The organism is Pseudomonas sp. CCNWLW23 (assembly GCF_037095675.1).
Lineage (GTDB): Bacteria > Pseudomonadota > Gammaproteobacteria > Pseudomonadales > Pseudomonadaceae > Aquipseudomonas > Aquipseudomonas atacamensis.
Window position 1 is genome coordinate 1 of sequence record NZ_JBAWKM010000005.1, and the last position, 16,285, is coordinate 16,285.

Sequence of the window (16,285 nt, forward strand, 5' to 3'; positions counted from 1 at the left end):
GCTCATTGCTTGGCGCGACATAGTCCTGACGATTCAACTCGGGATCGGGCGCTGGCAAGGCGCGGCGGTCGAGTTTGCCGTTGGCGGTCAGCGGCATGCTTGCCAGCAGCATCAGCTGGGTCGGCACCATGTAGTCCGGCAGTTGCGCCTTGAGGTGCGACTTGAGCGCTTCGCGCAGTTCAGCCTGTTGCGCTTCGCCTTGCCCGGCGACATCGGTAACGAGATAACCCACCAACTGCTTGCCACTCGGCGCATCCAGCGCCAGCACCACCGCTTCGCGGATCGAAGGGTGATCGAGCAGGCGCGTTTCGATTTCGCCCAGTTCGATGCGGAAACCACGGATTTTCACTTGATGGTCGATCCGCCCCAGATACTCGACCAGACCATCGGCACGCTGGCGCACCAGGTCGCCGGTGCGATACATGCGCCCACCATCAGCGGCAAACGGGTCAGCGACAAAACGCTCGGCGCTGATGCCCGGACGGTCGTGATAGGCCTGCGCCAGACCGGCGCCGCCGACAAACAATTCACCGGTCGCGCCTTGCGGCACCAAGGCCAGATCGGCGTCGAGAATGTAGGCGACCCGCGACCCGATCACGCTACCGATCGGCACACTGCCGGCGCCCTCTTCCAGTACCTGCGGCGCCAGACTGGCCAGCGGCATGACCACGGTTTCAGTCGGGCCATAGGCGTTGAAGAACTGCGCTGGCTGGAACGCCGCGCGGATGCGCTGTAGATGCTCGCCAGTCAGCGCTTCGCCGCCGGTGATGATCATCCGCACCGGGAGGACTTCATTCTGCGTGGCAAGGAACTGCGCCAACTGGCTGCCGTAGCTCGGCGTAAACCCGAGGACGTTGATTCGATGCGCACGAATCAAGCCGCAGATTTCTTCCGCGTCCCACTGGCCCTGCGCTCGCAACACCACCTGCGCACCGCTGAGCAGCGGCACCAGTAGACGTTCGGTGGCAGCGTCGAAATTGATCGAATAGAAATGCAGTTCACAGTCGTCCGGGCGCATGCCGAAGCGTTCGATCACGGCCCGGCAGTGCATGGCAATTTCACCGTGGGAGACCACCACGCCTTTCGGCTTGCCGGTCGAGCCAGAGGTATAAATCAGGTAGGCCTGATGTTGCGGCAGGCTGATAAACGGCAACTCGCTGGCCGGGTAGTCGGCCAATCCCGGGCTGTCATCTTCCAGACACCAGCGCGCCACGTCTGACGGCAAGTCACCCAAGGCCTGAAACATCGCCCGATCGCTGAGCAGCAAACCGATGTGGCTGTCTTCGATCATGTAATGCAGACGATCCAGCGGGTACTCCGGATCCAGCGGCACAAAGGCGCCGCCAGCCTTGAGAATCGCCAGCAGGCCGATGACCATTTCCAGCGAACGCTCCAGCGCCAGACCGACCCGCACCTGCGGGCCGACCCCACGCTCACGCAGCGCCCAGGCCAGACGATTGGCCCGGGCATCGAGTTCGGCGTAGCTCAGGGTCTGCCCGGCGAAGGTCAGCGCCGGCGCGTCTTTGCGCGCCAGTGCCTGTTCGGCAAACAGATGATGGATGCACTGGTCGAGACGATGTTCGCCCGGCTCGACGCCAAGGCTGTCGAGCAGCTGCTGTTGCTCAGACTTATCGAGCAACGGCAGTTCGCTGAGACGTTGCTGCGGATCAGCGATCAACGCTTCAAGCAGGTTGCGCCAATGCCTGGCCATGCGTTCGATGGTCGGTTCGTTGAACAGGTCGGTGCTGTAAGTCAGGCAGCAGCCGAGGCGATGGTCGAGATCGGTGACTTCCAGATTGAGGTCGAACTTGGTCGCCCGCGCATCGTTGGCCAGGTACTCGACGGTCATACCAGCGAGGGTGCGGCTCTGCTGGAATTCCCAGCGCTGCACGTTGCACATCACCTGGAACAGCGGGTTGTAAGCCGCGCTGCGTGGCGGCTGCAAGGCTTCGACCAGATGATCGAACGGCAGATCCTGATGGGACTGGCCTTCGATCACGGTGTGGCGCACCTGCTCGAACAGTTCGCCGACCGACATCTGCCCGTCGAGCTGGCAACGCAGCACCTGGGTGTTGAGAAACGCCCCGATCAGCCCTTCACTCTCCGGGCGGATACGGTTGGCCACCGGCGCGCCGATGCGCAGGTCGGTCTGGCCACTATAGCGGTAGAGCAATGTGGCGAGCGCGGCGGTCATGGTCATGAACAGGGTCAGACCGTTTTGCGCATTGAACGCCCGCACCCGCGCAGCGAGATCGTCGCTCAGATCGAAACGGAACAGCTCGCCCTGATGGCTCTGTACCGGTGGACGCGGACGGTCGCCGGGCAGTTCCAGCAGCGGATGTTCGCGACCGAGCTGCGCGGTCCAGTAATCGAGCTGGCGCTGGCGCTCGCCGGACTCCAGCCACTGACGCTGCCAGACGCTGTAGTCGAGGTATTGCACCGGCAGCGGCTCGAGCGGCGAGGCGCGCTCATCGACGAACGCTTCATACAGCGCGCTGAGTTCACGGGCAAAGATGTCCATCGCCCAGCCTTCGGTGACGATGTGGTGCAGGGTCAGAACGAAGTAATGCTCGTGCTCGGCAGTCTTGACCAGGCAGGCACGCAGCAACGGGCCGGTTTCCAGATCGAACGGCTGGTGCGCTTCTGCATCAGCCAGTTGCTGGACTTGTAGCTCCCGGACTTCTGCCGGCAGGCTGGAGAAATCCTTCCAGCCCATGCGCACGCCGGTCTCGGCATGCACCTGTTGGCGGGCGACGCCATCGACACTTGGGAATGTGGTGCGCAGGGTTTCGTGGCGCAGGATCAGCGCCTGCAACGCCGCCTCGAAATGCTCGACATGCAGCACGCCGCGCAAGCGCGCCATGCCGCCGACGTTGTAAGCCGGGCTGTCCGGTTCCATCTGCCAGAGGAACCACATGCGCTGCTGCGAATAGGACAGCGGCACCGCTTGGCTGCGGTCGATTTTTGCAATCGGCAACTGTTGATTGGTGCGGCCGCTGGCCTGGATCAGGCGAATCTGTTCGGCGTAATCGCCCAGTTCGCTGTGCTCGAACAAGGTGCGCAGCGGCAGTTCGACGTCACAGGCCTGACGTGTGCGCGAAATGATTTGCGTGGCCAGTAGCGAATGACCGCCGAGGGCGAAGAAATCATCGCGCAGGCCGATCTGCTTCAGACCCAGCACTTCGCGCCAGATCGCGGCGAGCTGTTGCTCCAGATCGCTGACCGGCTCGACGTGTTCACGCACCTGCCATTGCGGCTCGGGCAAGGCGCGGCGGTCGAGTTTGCCGCTGGGACTCAACGGCATCGCATCAACGCGCAAAAGTTGCGCCGGGACCATGTATTCCGGCAGCTCAGCGACCAAGGCGTTGTTCAGTCGAGCGATTTGTTGGTCGGCATTTTCCTGCGCATCGCTCGCCGTGAAGTAGCCGATCAGTTGCGCGCCGGCAGCGGTTTCGCGCACCAGCACCACGGCCTGGGCCACGCCATTTTGCGCCAGCAGTCGCGCCTGGATTTCTTCCGGTTCCACGCGAAAGCCGCGCAGCTTGACCTGCTGATCGAGGCGACCGAGGTATTCGATCAAGCCATCCGAGGACCAGCGCGCACGGTCGCCGGTGCGGTACAAGCGGGCGCCCTGCTCGCCCAGTGGATCGACGACAAAACGCTCGGCGGTCAACGCCGGACGACCCAGGTAACCGCGAGCCAGACCGATGCCGCTGATGCACAACTCGCCCGGCACGCCCGCTGGCACTGGATTGAGATCGGCATCGAGAATGCGGCAGACCACATTGCCCAGCGGCCGGCCAATCGGCGAGCGCTCACCATCGGCAGTTGTGCAGTGCCAATGGGTGACATTGATCGCGGTTTCAGTCGGGCCATAACGGTTGTGCAATTGCACCGCCGGCAGTTGCGTCAGCACACGGTTGCGCAACTCGGCGGGCAAGGCTTCACCGCCGGAAAACACCCGGCGCAGGCTGGTGCACTCGGCACTCAGCGGCTCGTCGATGAACAGCGCCAGCAGCGGCGGGACGAAGTGCAGCGTGGTCACGCCGTATTGCTGGACCCGTTGCGCGATGCGATGCGGGTCGCGGTGCTCGCCGGGGGCGGCAAGCAGCAGACGCGCGCCGCTGATCAGCGGCCAGAAGCATTCCCACACCGAGACGTCGAAACTGATCGGCGCTTTTTGCATCAGCACGTCGGTTTCGTCGAGGCGGTAAGTGTCCTGCATCCATTGCAGGCGCTCGGCCAGCGCGGCGTGGGTGTTGCCGACGCCTTTCGGTTGCCCGGTGGAACCCGAGGTGTAAATCACGTAGGCGAGGTTGTCGCCGTGCAGTCGCAGTCCCGGTGCCTGGCTCGGCCATTTATCCAGGTGCAGCGCATCCATGGCGATCACGCTGACGCCATCGCTGGCCGGCAGACGCTCGAGCAATTGCGTCTGGGTCAAGAGCAGTTCGACGCCGCTGTCGCGGAGCATGTACGCGAGACGCTCGGCCGGATAATCCGGATCAAGCGGCACATAGGCGCCGCCGGCCTTGATGATCGCCAGCAGACCGATCAGCAGTTGCGGCGAACGCTCGGCGGCAATGGCCACGCACACGTCCGGGCCAACGCCTTTGTCGCGCAGGTAATGGGCGAGCCGGTTGGCTTGCGCGTGCAGCTCGGCAAAATCCAGACTACCGCCGTCCCACACCAGCGCGGTGCGTTGCGGGGTGTTGCGCAATTGTTGCTCGAGCAGTTCCGGCAGCCATTGTTGCGCCGGGGTGCACGGAGCGACGCTCCAGTCCTTCTGCTGATTCTGCTCGCTGGCGGCCAGCAAGCGCAGATCGCCGATGGCCTGCTGTGGCTGTTCGCAGACCTCGCTGAGCAGATTATGGAAATGCTCGGCCAGACGCTCGATGGTCGCAGCATCGAACAGTTCGCTGGCGTAGTCGAACGCCAAGCTCAGACGACCGTTGCGATCCTCTTCGCTGTGCAATTGCAGATCGAACTTGGCCTCGCGGCTGTGCCACGGCAGTTCTTCGGCGAGCAGACCGGGCAGACGCTTGAGTGCACTGAGGTCGCGCTGCTGATGGTTGAACATGACCTGGAACAGTCCCTGTTCGCGGGCCTGCGGGAACGCTTCGAGCAGTTGTTCAAAGGGCAGATCCTGATTGGCCTGAGCGCCGAGCGCGGCCTGGCGGGTCTGGTTCAGCAGCTCGGCAAATGTCAGACGCGAATCGATTTGCGCACGCAACACCTGGGTATTGATGAAGAAGCCGATCAGGCTTTGGGTTTCCAGGCGCGGACGGTTGGCGTTGGGCACGCCGATGCGAATGTCGCGCTGACCGCTGTAGCGGTGCAGCAAACTTTGCAAGGCAGCGAGCAGAAGCATGAACGGCGTGGCTTCGTGGGCCTGCGCAGTCTGGCGAATCGCCTCGCTGAGTTTGCTACTCAAGCGCACGCTGTGGCGCGCGGCGCTGTGGTTGTGTCTGGCCGAGCGCGGGTGATCGGTGGCCAGTTCCAGTGGCGGATGTTCTTCGCCCAACTGCGCTTTCCAGTACGCCAGTTGCCGCTCGCCCTCGCCTTGCGCCAGCCATTGCCGCTGCCAGTTGCCGTAGTCGGCGTATTGCACCGGCAGCGCTGCCAGCGTCGCCGTTGCACCTTGGGTAGCGGCGGCATAGAGACGCGAGAATTCGTCGAGGAGAATATTCAGCGACCAGCCGTCGGCGATGATGTGGTGCAGGGTCATCAGCAGTTGATGTTCTTCGTCATCGAGACGCACCAGTGTCACCGCCAGCAACGGGCCTTTTTCCAGATCGAACCGAGTGCGCGCCTCGTCTTCGCGAATCTGCTCGGCACGGGCTCCACGCTCGGCCATTGGCAGGTCGCTGATGTCGATCAGATGCAGGTTGAATTCGGCAGCGGCGAGCACTTGCTGCAATGCCACACCGTCGCGTTCGAAGAAACGTGTGCGCAGTGATTCATGGCGTTCGATCAGTTGCTGGAAGCTGCTGCGCAAGGCGTCTTCGTCGAGTTCACCACGCAGGCGCAGGCCGCCGGGAATATTGTAGGCGCTGCTCTGTGGATCGAGTTGCCAGGTGATCCACAGACGGTTTTGTGCCAGCGACTGCGGCATCGGCTCACTGCGCGACAACGTGCTGATCGCATCTTGGGCGCTGCCGCCAGTCTGTTGCTGCTGCGCCACGGCGGCGGCGAAAGCGGAGAGGGTTGGCGCTTCGAACAGCAGGCGCAGGCTCAGCTCGACACCGAGTGCTTCGCGAACCCGCGCCACCACTTGCGTGGCAGCGATCGAGTTGCCGCCGAGCAGGAAGAAGTGATCGTCGCCACTGACCTGCTTGACGTTGAGTTGCTCGGCCCAGATTTGCCCGATCAACGCTTCAAGATCCGAAGTGCTGCTGGTCGCGGTTTCCGTTGCGGCTGTGATCGGAGGGAACAGCGCGTAACTGTCGAGACCGCCATCGGCCAGACGGTTGCGGCACGCCGAGCGCTGCAGTTTGCCGCTGGAGGTTTTCGGCAACGCGCCCGGATTGAGCAGCACTACCACGCTTGGCGCCTCCTGATACGCCTCGGCCACGGCTTGGCGAATGGCTTTGATCAGCGCATCTGGCGCAAGGATTTTCTGCACGCTGCGGCTGATTTCCGCAGCGATGCCGATGCCCTCTTCGCCGTTGTGAGTGACCGCGAACGCCGCCACACGCCCCTTGCGCACCACTTCGACTTCGCGCTCGACAGTCTGCTCAATGTCCTGCGGATACAGGTTATGGCCACGGACGATGAGCATGTCTTTCAGGCGCCCGGTGACAAACAACTTGCCGTCACGGATAAAACCCAGGTCGCCGGTGCGCAACCAGGTGCGGCCGGCATGCTGAACAAAAGTCTTGGCGCTGGCTTCGGGGTTGCGCCAGTAACCGTGGGCGATGCTCGGGCCGGCGGCCCAGACTTCGCCGACGGCGTTGTCGGCGAGTTCTTCGAGCGTATTCGGTTCGACGATCAGCACCGCGTGCTCAGGCTGGCTGATGCCGCAGCTCATGATCGCGCTGCCGTCGCCCGGCTCGGCGCGGTTTTGCGCCAGCGCCTGATCGTCCACGCGCAGCGCCGGGATGCCGGTGCCACGCGGCGTGCCGGCAACAAACAGGGTCGCCTCGGCCAGACCGTACGAAGCCATGAAGCTGTTGTCGCTGAAACCGCAAGCAGCGAATTTTTCCGCGAAGCGCTCGAGGGTATCGAGACGGATCGGCTCGGAACCGGAATAGGCCACGCGCCATCGACTCAGATCGAGGCGCTCAAGGGCCGACTCGCTGACCCGCTCACTGCACAAACGGTAGGCGAAATCCGGGCCGCCGCTGATGGTGCCGCCGTATTCGGCAATCGCTTCCAGCCAGCGTAACGGCCGGCCGAGGAAGTAGGCCGGCGACATCAGAATGCACGGCACGCCGCTGAAAATCGGTTGCAGCAGACCACCGATCAAACCCATGTCGTGATACAGCGGCAACCAGCTGACGATGACGTCGTCCGGGTTGACGTCGATGCCGAAACCGTGACGGATCAGCAGTTCGTTGGCGACCAGATTGCCATGGCTGACCTGCACGCCCTTGGGCAGCGCGGTGGAGCCGGAAGTGTATTGCAGAAAGGCGATGTGTTCGGGCGGCAGGCTCGGTTCAATCCAGCGTTCGGCCAATGCGCTGTCGAGGGTGTCGACACACAATAGCGGCGGCGCGCCGTCGATTTGTTGCAAGGCATCGCACAGGTCGGCGCTGGTCAGCAATAGCGTGGGCTCGGCGTCGGCGATGATCGACAGCAAACGCTCCTGATGATGACGACGCGCGGATTCCGGCGGATAGGCCGGTACCGCAATCACACCGGCATACAGGCAGCCGAAAAAAGCCGCGACGTAATCCGCGCCACTGGGAAACAGCAGCACCGCACGCTCACCGAATCCAGCCTGAGCCTGCAACGCAGCAGCGATGGTGCGCGCGCGTTGATCCAGTTCGCGATAGCTGAGCACCACAGCCTGATCGGCGTTTTCGGCGAGAAAGCGCAACGCCAGTCGGTCCGGCGTCAGGGCCGCGCGACGCTTGAGGGCATGGACCAGGGTGCTGGGGAGTTCGAACGCGTCGGTCATGAGATTTCCTGCCTGAATTCGGCTTGCAAGTGGAATCGGGTGGCTGCGTCACACCTGTCGAGAGGCGTGCGGGGCGCGGTCTGTGCCGACCGCGCAAGGCATCGGAATGCGCTGAGGCCGGGGATCTGCACCCGGGCCATTCACCAATGAGAACGGATGGAGTGGGGAAATAATTAGTCGGCAGGCGCGACGTCCAGCGGGGCTGGGGTGCGGCGGCGTGTCGCAGTTGGCAAAACACATCGCCTTACAGCAATACCTCTCTTTCTCATTTGACAATCATTATCATTCAACATAATTTGTCGCTCGATGTGTAGGACGGCGCCGTCCCCCGAGGCCCTCCCACTAACCTATTGGCAGCAAGGTGATTTCCATGACGGAACAAGTATCCACAAGCAGGTGCGATTCACCGCTACTTCAGGCATTCGTCGACAATCGACTGATTCTGGTCAAGATTGCAGCCCGCATTACCGGTTGCAGGTCTCGTGCCGAAGATGTGGTTCAGGATGCGTTTTTCCGACTGCAATCGGCGCCGCCGATCACGTCGTCGATCAAGGCTCAGCTGAGCTACCTGTTCCAGATCGTGCGCAACCTCGCCATCGATCACTACCGCAAGCAGGCGCTCGAACAGAAATACTCAGGCCCGGAAGAGGAAGGCTTGAACGTGGTGATTCAGGGCGCTTCGCCGGAAACTTCGCACATCAACTTCTCGACCCTCGAACACATCGCCGATGCGCTGACCGAACTGCCCAGCCGCACCCGTTATGCCTTCGAGATGTACCGCTTGCACGGCGTGCCGCAGAAAGACATCGCCAAGGAACTGGGCGTATCACCCACCCTGGTCAACTTCATGATTCGTGATGCGCTGGTGCACTGCCGCAAGGTCTCGGGCAGTCGGCGGGATGCGGTGATTGCGGGGCGTCGTTAGGATCCGGATTTTGCGTCAAGCCATTCGCGAGCAGGCTCGCTCCCACAGGGTTTGATTAACGACACAAATCCAGTGTGGGAGCGAGCCTGCTCGCGAAAGCGGCCTCAGACCCAACGAAATTCCGAGGCCGAATACATCAGGCCAACCGGCACCGATCAAAAAACCGCTCCCGTCCCAGAATCATCAACGCCGCGCGCTTGTGCGGGAAATCGAATTCCTTCTCGCAGTGAAAGCATTGGTTGTGCATATGGCCGATCATCTTCGCGTTGTCGGCACGTGGCTCGGCGACCACGCGCTGGGTCCGTGGATCATCGAGAAACAGGTAATGCACCAGCGCCGATAACCAACTCGCCACTTTATGCGGGCCGCGATGACTTTCTTCGCCGACCAGCATGTGAATGCCACGGTCGTAATTGCCGGCATCGTAGAACGGCGCGATGCGATCTTCCTTGGCCCAGTAGGCTTCGAAATAAGCGAACGGCTGATCATCGAAACAGCCGATCAGCGTCAGCGTGTGCGGATCGGCATCGAGCTTGTTGAGATAGTCGCGATGCTGCTCAAGGCTGCCCTCCTCCTGCCAGAAACTCGCCACGCGCGGGCTGTTCTGCCAGCGATTGAAGCGCGACAGATCTTCCTCGATTTCCAGCGTTCGCAAGGAAATCCACGCGCCGAGCCGCGCATCGAAACGCCGGTAGACTTCACCGCGCGGCTTCACCGGTCGCAGCGGATGGCGCTTGCCATGGCTGATGACCATTTGCTGCGGATAGCTGCCGGTCAGTGAAGTGCCCAGCCACGGCTGCGGCAGTTGCCAGAACAGCGTGCGCTCGCAGCGATACTCACCGGCGACTTCGGTATTGATCAGCAGACCACTGCGCAAGGCTTCGGTCGGTGGCTGATCGAGTTGCCAGGTCAATTGCTGGCACGCCGGGGCACGGGCGAACAACCAATAACAGGCGGCCCACAAGGCTTGCCCGGGCGGCAGGGCAAAACGTTCATCAAGCTGGATCGGGCCATTGGCCTCGCGGTCCAGGCGCAGCCGAATCAGCGGTTGCCCGTCCAGGCTCAGGCTCAAGCGGCTCTCGGTAGCATCAGCGATCAAGCGACTGCCCGAGGGCAATGCCAGGGCAGTCAGGTCATTCAGATTGGACATGGGTCGGGCTCACGTAATCGTCACAGTTCAACGAAGTGACGTGAGCCGGGAAGGGAAATTTAAGCGCGGGACGAAAACAGCGCTTCAGTGATGCGGCACGGGCACCACGGCAATCTTGTAAGGCTCGAAAATCTTCAGCAATTCGCCATTGTCACGCAGACGCTGCAACAGATTGCCGAAGGCGTCGCCGCTGATCGGAGCGCTTGGCCGCAGAATCGCGTAATGGTGATAGATCTGATCGGTACGCTGCGACGCCAACAGCTCATCGCGGACCTTCTCGTTGCGCAGCAGGTAATCGAACAGATAGGAACGGGTCACCAGGGCAATGTCGGCGCGCCCGCGCAGGACCATCAGCAGGTTGCTGTCGTGGGAATAGGTCAGCGTGGCGTTGTAGTTGTGCGCGAGGTATTTCGGGTCGGCGTTGAAGTTGGCAAATTCGTAGTGATAACCGCTGAACAGCGCCAGACGTTTGCCTGACAGGCTCGAGAAGTAGTTTTGCTGGCGGCCGTCCTCGCGTTGCGCGACGAAAATCTCGGCGTCTTCCAGGCCCATGTCGACGTCGTCGTGGGGAATGTCCTTCCAGCCCCACTCGGGGTTCTCGAAGATCGCCATATCGATGCGGCCCTGCTTGAAATCACCGAAACGGCGCGGGATCGACGTCGGCACCAGGACGAACTGATAGTCGCTCTGCGAGCGGTTCAGCGCCTCGATCAATTGCGGCAACAGGCCGGTGTCGGCGCCGTTTTCCGGGCGAATCGTGTAGGGCGGGAAATGCGCGGCGCCGACCCGGACCAATTGCGCTGACTGAGCGGGCAATACCCATAACGCAGCCAGCGCAGCGAGCATCAGCCCGGCGGCTGTCCGAATTGGCGAAGACTTCAAAACACCCCACTCCCCGAAAAAAATAGCGATCAATGCATTCAAGCTAGGCGGTTTCGCCGACTTAGCCAGTTTGTCGGCCGGTCCGACAACCGTTCAACGCGCTTCGAGGACCAGAATCAGCGCTTCATCGGCGAGCTGATCGAGGCTCAAACTGCCGCCGGCACGGAACCAAGTGGTGGTCCAGGACAGTGCGCCGGTAAGGAAACGTCGGGTAATAAAAACGTCGCCGCGAATATAGCCGGCGTCCTTGGCCTCGCCCAGAACCTGCAGCCAGATGTCTTCATAAACGTCACGTAAAGCAAGGACTTTAGCCTGGCCGTCTTCGGACAATGAGCGCCATTCGTACACCAGCACCGCCATCGCCTCGCCACTGCCGCCCATGATCGACTGCAATTCGCAGCGAATCAGCGCCAGCACTTTCTCGCGCACGTCGCCGGCTTCGGCCAGGGCTGCGCGCATCAGCGCGGTGTTGTAGCGGATGGTTTCCTCCATCACCGCGCGGAGAATTTCATCCTTGCTTTTGAAGTGATGAAAAATACTGCCCGACTGGATGCCCACAGCGCTGGCCAGATCGCGCACCGTGGTGCGCTCGTAGCCTTTGTTGCGAAACAGGTGAGCCGCCACTTGCAGCAATTTGCCACGGGCGCTGTCCGGGTCGGTCAACTGGCCCTGGTCGACCAGTTCGCGCATGACCCGCAGGGCTTTTTGCTCGTCCACCCGTTCTCTCCTACAGTCGATCAGTGTGTTGCCCCCTGTAACCGCAGGGTTGCGCGCAATTTAAGCCGCGCGCGGGCACCAAGCAAGCGCTTGGGCAGAAGAATGTTTCGCCTGTTTACAAACCAAGCGCTTGCTTGGTAGCCTCCAGACACTTCTGTCGCAGGTCCCTGAGTCGGAGATAAAAATGCCAACCACCGTGCGAATCGGCTGCGCCAGTGCTTTTTGGGGCGACACTTCCACTGCTGCCGCCCAGCTTGTCTCCGGCGGAAACCTGGATTATCTGGTGTTCGATTATCTGGCCGAAATCACCATGTCGCTGATGGCCGGCGCGCGCCTGAAAGACCCGCAGGCCGGGTTCGCCGGCGACTTCATCGAAGTGCTGGCGCCGCTGCTGACGCAACTGGCCGAACAGAACATCCGCGTGATCAGCAATGCCGGTGGGGTCAATCCGCAGGCTTGCGCGGCGGCCCTGCAAGCAGCCTGCGACCAGGCCGGGGTCCAGCTGAAGATTGCCGTGTTGCTCGGCGACGACTTGCAAGGACAGCTCAAAAACCCCGCCGATATCCGCGAAATGTTCAGCGGCGCGCCGCTTCCGCGCATGTGCGTGTCGACCAACGCCTACCTCGGCGCGCCGGGAATTGTCGAAGCGTTGCGCCTGGGTGCCGACATTGTCATCACCGGCCGGGTGGTCGACAGCGCCGTGGTCAGTGCGGCGCTGGTTCACAAATTCGGTTGGTCGTGGCATGACTACGACAAACTCGCCCAGGCCGCGCTGGCCGGGCACATCATCGAATGCGGCGCGCAGTGCAGCGGCGGTAATTTCACCGACTGGCGCGAGGTGCCGGATTACGAGCACATCGGTTTTCCGATCGTCGAGGTCAGCGCCGATGGCCAGTTCCTCGTCAGCAAACCCGAAGGCTCCGGCGGCCTGGTCACGCCGCTGACCGTCGGCGAGCAGATGCTCTACGAAATCGGCGATCCGCAGGCTTATCTGCTACCCGACGTTATCTGCGATTTCAGCCAGGTCAAACTTCAGCAACAAGGCAAAAACGTCGTGCACGTGCACGGTGCCAAAGGCCTGCCGCCCAGCGACAAATACAAGGTCAGCGCCACGTACCCGGATGGTTTTCGCTGCACCGCCAGTTGCCTGATGGCCGGCATCGACGCGGTGGACAAGGCGCGGCGGGTCAGTCAGGCGATCATCGACAAGACCGCCGAGATGTTCAGCCTGCGCGGCTGGGCGCCGTACAGCGAAACCCATGTCGAATTGCTCGGCAGCGAAGCCACCTACGGCCCACACGGCCAGCGCCGCGACAGCCGTGAAGTGGTGATCAAAATCGCCGTACGCCATCCTGACAAACGCGCGCTGGTGCTGTTTTCCAAAGAGATCGCCCAGGCCGCGACCGGTATGGCGCCCGGTTTGACCGGCATCGTCGGCGGACGTCCGACCGTGTACCCGGTCATCCGCTTGTTTTCATTTCTCGTAGATAAAAATGCCTGCACACTACAAATTGACATGGCCGGTGAGCGCCATCCGTGCGCCCTCCCCGACCCAGTGGCCCTCGACAGCGCCGATTTGCCGCTCGCTCATCAGCCACCCAGACCCCAGGGCCGCGCCGATGCCAGTGTGCCGCTGGTGAAACTGGCGGTGGCGCGCTCCGGCGACAAGGGCAACCACAGCAACATCGGCGTGATGCCGCGCCATCCCGATTACCTGCCATGGATCGCCGAGGCGCTCACCACCTCGGTGGTGGTCGACTGGATGCGCCACGTTCTCGATCCGCTTCTCGGGCGTGTCGAACGCTGGTATCTGCCCGGCACCCACAGCCTCAACTTTCTTTTGGAAAACGCCCTCGGCGGTGGCGGTGTCGCCAGTCTGCGCATCGACCCGCAAGGCAAAGCCTTCGCCCAGCAACTATTGGAAATCCAGATCCCGGTGCCACAGAGCATCGCCGAACAGCTCGACTAGAGGATGGTGTGCATGGCTTACGCGTCGATTTTTCGCGCCGATCTGTTCAGCGGCCAGAACCTGATTGTCACCGGTGGCGGCAGCGGCATCGGTCGCTGCACCGCCCATGAACTGGCGGCCCTTGGCGCCAATGTGCTGCTGGTCGGGCGCAAGCCGGAAAAACTCGAAAAGGTCGCCGCCGAAATCGCCGAAGACGGCGGCCGCGCGCACTGGAAGGCCTGCGATATCCGCGATGAAGAAGCGGTCAAGCAACTGGTCAAAGAGCTGATCGCCGAACACGGGCCGATCCACGGTCTGGTCAACAATGCCGGCGGCCAATACCCGTCGCCCTTGGCCTCGATCAATCAGAAGGGCTTTGAAACCGTGCTGCGGACCAACCTGGTCGGCGGCTTTCTGATGGCCCGCGAAGTGTTCAACCAGTCGATGAGCAAACACGGCGGCAGCATCGTCAACATGCTTGCCGATATGTGGGGCGGCATGCCCGGCATGGGCCACTCGGGCGCCGCGCGTTCAGGCATGGACAACTTCACCAAGACTGCTGCGTTCGAGTGGGGTTACGCCGGGGTCCGGGTCAACGCCGTGGCGCCGGGCTGGATCGCCTCCAGCGGCATGGACACTTACGAGGGCGCATTCAAAGCAGTGATTCCGACCCTGCGCGAGCATGTGCCGCTCAAGCGTATCGGCACCGAATCGGAAGTCAGTGCGGCGATCGTGTTTCTGCTCAGCCCGGCAGCGGCATTCATCAGCGGCACCACGGTGAAAATCGACGGCGCCGCCAGCCTCGGCAGCCGCGCCTGGCCGCTGCACAAAGCCAGCCACAGCGAATCGTTCAATGGTTTTCACCGCGCGTATTTACCAGAAGTGTTGCGTCCCGACGTGCTCAAGGACAAGGAATAAGCCATGGCGCAGATTCAGTCGCAACTCGATCCGCACAGCGAAGCGTTCGCGCGCAACCGCGCGGCCATGCTCGCCGCCATCGAGCAGGTGCAGCAGCTCGAACAGAACCTGTTGAACAAGGCCGCCGAAGCCAAAGACAAATTCAGCAAACGCGGGCAACTGTTGCCCCGCGAGCGCCTGAACCTGCTGCTCGACCCCGGCGCGCCGTTCCTAGAACTGGCCAGCCTCGCCGGCTACAAATTGCATGACGACAAGGACGGCAGCTCGGCCGGTGGCGGGCTGATTGCCGGCATCGGTTATGTCTGCGGCATCCGTGCGATGGTGGTCGCCAACAACAGCGCAATCAAGGGCGGCACGATCTCGCCGAGCGGCCTGAAAAAATCCCTGCGCCTGCAACAGATCGCGCGGGAGAACAAACTGCCGATGATCACCCTCGCTGAAAGCGGCGGTGCCAATCTCAACTACGCGGCGGAGATTTTTGTCGAAGGCGCGCGCAGTTTCGCCAATCAGGCGCGCATGTCAGCCATGGGTTTGCCGCAGATCACCGTGGTGCACGGCTCGGCCACGGCCGGCGGCGCCTATCAACCGGGGTTGTCGGATTACGTGGTGGTGGTGCGCGGCAAGGCCAAGCTGTTTCTCGCCGGCCCACCGTTGCTCAAAGCGGCGACCGGCGAAGTGGCCACCGATGAAGAACTCGGTGGCGCCGAAATGCACGCGCAGGTCGCCGGCACTGCCGAATATCTCGCCGAAAACGACGCTGACGGCATACGCCAGGTCCGCGACATCATGCGCATGCTGCCCTGGAACGAGCAGTTGCCCTGGCTGCCGCAGCCGCAATTCAAAGAACCGCTTTACCCCATCGACGAACTGCTCGGGCTGATCCCGGACGATGCGAAAAAACCCTACGACGTGCGCGAAATCATCGCGCGGATTGCCGATGAATCGGACTTTCTCGAATTCAAAGGCGAGTTCGATCAGCAAACCCTTTGCGGCCAATTGAAAATCCAGGGCCGCGCCTGCGGCTTCATTGGCAACAACGGACCGATCACCCCGCAAGGTGCGAGCAAGGCGGCGCAGTTCATCCAGTTGTGCGACCAGAGCCAGACGCCGCTGCTGTTTTTCCACAACACCACGGGTTTCATGGTCGGCACCGAATCGGAACAGCAAGGCGTGATCAAGCACGGCTCGAAACTGATCCAGGCGGTGGCCAACGCACGGGTGCCTAAACTGACCATCGTCGTCGGCGGTTCCTACGGCGCCGGCAACTACGCCATGTGCGGGCGCGGGCTCGATCCGCGCTTCATCTTCGCCTGGCCCAACAGCCGAACGGCAGTGATGGGCGGCGCGCAGGCCGGCAAGGTTCTGCGCATCGTCACTGAGGCCAAACAGCTCAAGGACGGCATCGAGCCTGATCCGAAAATGCTCGACATGCTCGAACAGATGACCGCGCAGAAACTCGACAGCCAATCCACCGCCCTGTACGGCAGCGCCAATCTGTGGGACGACGGCCTGATCGACCCGCGCGACACCCGCACCCTGCTCGGTTACTTGCTGGATATCTGCCACGAAGCCGACACGCGCAAGCTGCAACCCAACAGCTTCGGCGTCAGCCGCTTCTGACCGCCA

At 62.2% G+C, this 16,285-nt stretch carries 8 protein-coding genes; 4 read left to right on the plus strand and 4 right to left on the minus strand.

All coding sequences use genetic code 11. From position 1 onward, the window contains the following. Positions 1-8,119: non-ribosomal peptide synthase/polyketide synthase (locus V8J63_RS08845; RefSeq protein WP_336463902.1), on the minus strand; the 8,119-nt coding region annotated here is incomplete at its 3' end. A gap of 370 nt (positions 8,120-8,489) precedes the next feature. On the opposite strand from V8J63_RS08845, the gene V8J63_RS08850 reads away from it, so the two are divergent. Continuing rightward, positions 8,490-9,044 (plus strand): RNA polymerase factor sigma-70, encoded by a 555-nt coding sequence (locus V8J63_RS08850; protein ID WP_008088195.1) that lies wholly within the window; start codon positions 8,490-8,492, stop codon positions 9,042-9,044. Positions 9,045-9,180: 136 nt separating this feature from the next. Here V8J63_RS08850 and V8J63_RS08855 read toward each other — a convergent pair whose 3' ends face one another. From V8J63_RS08855 to V8J63_RS08865, 3 genes are all read right to left on the minus strand, one after another. Continuing rightward, entirely contained in the window at positions 9,181-10,194 is a 1,014-nt protein-coding gene (locus tag V8J63_RS08855; RefSeq protein ID WP_130887928.1) for a GNAT family N-acetyltransferase, read from the minus strand. Between the two features lie 84 nt (positions 10,195-10,278). Then, entirely contained in the window at positions 10,279-11,076 is a 798-nt protein-coding gene (locus V8J63_RS08860) for a substrate-binding periplasmic protein (RefSeq protein ID WP_125926323.1), read from the minus strand. A 93-nt stretch (positions 11,077-11,169) separates the two neighbouring features. Then, positions 11,170-11,793: a TetR/AcrR family transcriptional regulator gene (locus tag V8J63_RS08865; protein ID WP_016770820.1), complete on the minus strand. Its 624-nt coding sequence runs from the start codon at positions 11,791-11,793 to the stop codon at positions 11,170-11,172. A 184-nt stretch (positions 11,794-11,977) separates the two neighbouring features. Between V8J63_RS08865 and V8J63_RS08870 the strand changes: the two genes are divergently transcribed. The 3 genes from V8J63_RS08870 to atuC are packed head-to-tail and all read left to right on the plus strand — an operon-like array spanning position 11,978 to position 16,279. Beyond that, complete coding sequence (locus V8J63_RS08870) at positions 11,978-13,762, plus strand: acyclic terpene utilization AtuA family protein (protein ID WP_336463903.1); 1,785 nt, start codon at positions 11,978-11,980, stop codon at positions 13,760-13,762. 12 nt (positions 13,763-13,774) lie between these two features. Beyond that, complete coding sequence (locus V8J63_RS08875) at positions 13,775-14,659, plus strand: SDR family oxidoreductase (RefSeq protein WP_122700113.1); 885 nt, start codon at positions 13,775-13,777, stop codon at positions 14,657-14,659. A 3-nt stretch (positions 14,660-14,662) separates the two neighbouring features. After that, entirely contained in the window at positions 14,663-16,279 is a 1,617-nt protein-coding gene (gene atuC / locus V8J63_RS08880; protein WP_207807725.1) for an acyl-CoA carboxylase subunit beta, read from the plus strand. Positions 16,280-16,285 lie beyond the last annotated feature (6 nt).

Excerpts from the sequence above, each read along its gene's own strand:
- V8J63_RS08875 (WP_122700113.1), top strand. The coding sequence starts at position 13,775 with ATGGCTTACGCGTCGATTTTTCGCGCCGATCTGTTCAGCGGCCAGAAC.
- V8J63_RS08870 (WP_336463903.1), top strand. The coding sequence starts at position 11,978 with ATGCCAACCACCGTGCGAATCGGCTGCGCCAGTGCTTTTTGGGGCGAC.
- V8J63_RS08850 (WP_008088195.1), top strand. The coding sequence starts at position 8,490 with ATGACGGAACAAGTATCCACAAGCAGGTGCGATTCACCGCTACTTCAG.
- V8J63_RS08855 (WP_130887928.1), bottom strand. The coding sequence starts at position 10,194 with ATGTCCAATCTGAATGACCTGACTGCCCTGGCATTGCCCTCGGGCAGT.
- atuC (WP_207807725.1), top strand. The coding sequence starts at position 14,663 with ATGGCGCAGATTCAGTCGCAACTCGATCCGCACAGCGAAGCGTTCGCG.